Source organism: Alteromonas sp. BMJM2 (genome assembly GCF_027257845.1).
Classification (GTDB): domain Bacteria; phylum Pseudomonadota; class Gammaproteobacteria; order Enterobacterales; family Alteromonadaceae; genus Alteromonas.
In genome coordinates this window covers 1-2,178 of sequence record NZ_JAPVOT010000047.1, presented here as the reverse complement: position 1 = coordinate 2,178, position 2,178 = coordinate 1, and the positions used below count along the sequence as shown (strand labels likewise).

Annotated in this window: 1 protein-coding gene; it reads right to left on the bottom strand. The window is 41.0% G+C overall.

Features of this window, described 5'->3' with window-relative positions:
* Nucleotides 1-858: 858 nt before the first annotated feature.
* On the bottom strand, nucleotides 859-1,521 hold the full coding sequence (locus tag O9X84_RS19410; RefSeq protein ID WP_269521301.1) for a haloacid dehalogenase-like hydrolase: 663 nt from the start codon (nucleotides 1,519-1,521) through the stop codon (nucleotides 859-861).
* Between the last annotated feature and the right edge of the window lie 657 nt (nucleotides 1,522-2,178).

Below are 2,178 nucleotides of genomic sequence, written 5' to 3'. Positions count from 1 at the left end.
GTTAGAAGCAGAGCCTGTTCCCTTGGCATTTTTAAAAACTAATAAAGCCAGCATACGATTGATTATTAACACAAACAAGTAAAACGACAGCGCGGTGATGTTTTTGATTTGACTGAAGCAAGCCGCCCTTTGGGCTAACAAACGCAATGGCGCTTGCAGACTTAAAATAATAACTAGCCGATAAAGCGCCTATTGCGCAACCTTTGGAGTTGAAGCGGCGAAGTTAACACCACCAAAAGCTAAAGCGATGCTGGTGAAAACAGGTGAGGGTAGTTGAACTAATAAATTAATAGAGTCAAACGTAGTTTAGGCTGACGCCTTCTAACTTTAAGCTAAGGGGCGCTAGCACGTGGGCTAAAATCCGAACGAAGTGAGTCAGCCCGCGTGTTAGCGTCCCAGCGACCGAAGGGAGTGAACTTGAGCGCTTTGTTAGAAGCAGAGCCTGTTCCTTTGGCCTTATTAAAAACTAATAAAGTCAGCATACGATTGATTATTAACACAAACAAGTAAAACGACGGTGCGGTGATGTTTTTGATTTGACTGAAGCAAGCTGCCCTATGAATTACCAAGTGCAATGGCGCTTGCTGACTGAAAATAAGAACTTGGCGATAAAGCGCTTATTGCGCAACCTTTGAAGTAAGCGCGGTGACATTAAAACTACCAGTGCTCGGGCGATGTTGGAGACAACAGGTGAGGGTAGTTGAACTGATATTTTTATTAAACGAAACGCAGTTTAGGCTGACGCCTTCTAACTTCCCGCATAACGGGCAAATATACGTAGGCTAAAATACCAAGCGAAGCGCAGGGAGCCTACGTGTTTTTGTCCCAGCGAACGCAGTGAGCGGGTTTATGCGTTTGTTATGCCCAATTTAAAATTGCCATTTCCTTATTGAAGGACCTAGTAAACTTTTTAAAGCACCTTGGGGTAGGGTTAACAATATACCGCTTATTGCAAAGTTTAAGTATTGGGATATCTGCTGAACTGTCTGAGTAGCCAATAATTAAGTCATATTTTCCTAAATCAAAAAGTTCGCGTACACGCTTTACTTTTCTAGATGCGTAACAGTGAAATTTACTGATAATGCCACCGAAAAAGCGGGTTTCTTCAGAACAGGCGAACTTCACGTTAGGGAAATGATTATGAGTAAAAATAGCTTTGACCATCCAATCTGATGCCCCACTAACGACTACAACTTCATCTGTATTTGAAGAGTGTAAGAATAGTTGTTGAACAGCGTCTTTAAAAATTATAGTTGAGCTGTCATTGAGGTACATTCGGATGAACGACTTACGCAAATAAATAATTTTTCTGGCGCTGATTCCAAATGTTGCTAACCATAAAAGTATCGAGAATCCTATATATTTAGTCTTCGCATGGAACAAAAATGGGGTACAGATTGGCAATGACAAACAACAAAACAACAGGCGTAAAGGGTTTCGGTAAAGCATGAACTTCATGTACGCAGCGCCAGTATCCCTATTTATTATGGTTTTATCGAAGTCGAAAAGTACTAAGTTCATGTAGTTAAATTCTTCCTTGATTGGGCATAACTTTTAAATAAGGGGCGCAGACATGTGGGCTAAAATCCGAACGAAGTGAGCAGCCCACATGTTTGCGTCCCAGCCCGCGCAGTGGGCGAACTTGATTTTTTTGTTATACATTCGGTTGCCTACATTCGCTGCCAATGAGTCGGGTAGTGACTTTTGAAAACAATATTAAAATAATCATCTGCCCCTAGGTTGCCGTTCTTAACCATGGGATAAAAGTAAACTGCTGCGCAAAGTGAACAAAGTAAATATATACAGCAAAATAGTAACAGAATGCCAAAAGCAAAAACCGAGTACACTATTTGAACGCTATATTCCTTTAATGGAATATCAAGGTCTACACCGAACATTGGTAGAGCTTTCATAAACAATAAATAAGCTATGCCTCCTCCCAAAATACACCCGGTAGTACCAACTTTCGCTGACTTTTCATAAAAGTACGGTTTCAGGTTGAGTTGGCTCTTTATCGCTTTAATTAAAATAACCTATTCCTTGAGAATGTATAACACCTTCCATAACCGGCGTTGGCCGTTCTTGCCAATGTCCGGTTTATGGATTTGTTAGGTTTGTTACAACGACACATGCTTGGCCACCTTATTTTCAAGAATACGAACTAACTCAGGCTGCATC